This is a genomic window from Paraburkholderia phytofirmans, from assembly GCF_046028095.1.
Taxonomy (GTDB): Bacteria; Pseudomonadota; Gammaproteobacteria; order Burkholderiales; family Burkholderiaceae; genus Paraburkholderia; species Paraburkholderia phytofirmans_A.
In genome coordinates this window covers 1-720 of the sequence record NZ_JAQQDJ010000045.1, presented here as the reverse complement: position 1 = coordinate 720, position 720 = coordinate 1, and the positions used below count along the sequence as shown (strand labels likewise).

The 720-nt window shown below is 58.3% G+C and carries 1 protein-coding gene; it reads right to left on the bottom strand.

Translation table 11 applies throughout. The features are described 5' to 3' along the window. A partial coding sequence (locus PQR54_RS38850; protein ID WP_408255450.1) for a beta strand repeat-containing protein occupies nt 1-720 on the bottom strand: 720 nt, incomplete at both ends.

Sequence of the window (720 nt, the reverse complement as noted above, 5' to 3'; positions counted from 1 at the left end):
GCCGTCGCCGTTGGTCGAGTTGCCCGAGATATTCGTCGTGCCGTTGTCCGTGGTGTTGATCGAACCGTCGTCGATCACGCCTGAACCATTGGTCGAGTTGCCCGAGATGTTCGTCGTGCCGTTGTCGGTCGTGTTGATCGACGCGTTCGGCTCGATCCACGTGCCGTTGCCTTCGGTCGAGTTGCCGCTGATATCAGTCGAACCGTTACCGCTCGTGTTGATCGAGCCGTTGATGTCCGTGCCGTCACCGTTGGTCGAATTGCCCGAGATGTTGGTCGTGCCATTGTCGGTGGTGTTGATCGAACCGTCGTCGATCACGCCGCTGCCATTGGTCGAGTTGCCCGAGATATTCGTCGTGCCGTTGTCGGTCGTGTTGATCGACGCGTTCGGCTCAATCCACGTGCCGTTGCCTTCGGTCGAGTTGCCGCTGATATCAGTCGAACCATTACCGCTCGTGTTGATCGAGCCATTGATGTCCGTGCCGTCACCGTTGGTCGAATTGCCCGAGATGTTGGTCGTGCCGTTGTCCGTGGTGTTGATCGAACCGTCGTCGATTACACCGCTGCCATTGGTCGAGTTACCCGAGATGTTCGTCGTGCCGTTGTCGGTCGTGTTGATCGATGCGTTCGGCTCGATCCACGTGCCGTTGCCTTCGGTCGAGTTACCGTCGATGCTGGTCGAACCGTTACCGCTCGTGTTGATCGAGCCGTTGATGTCCGT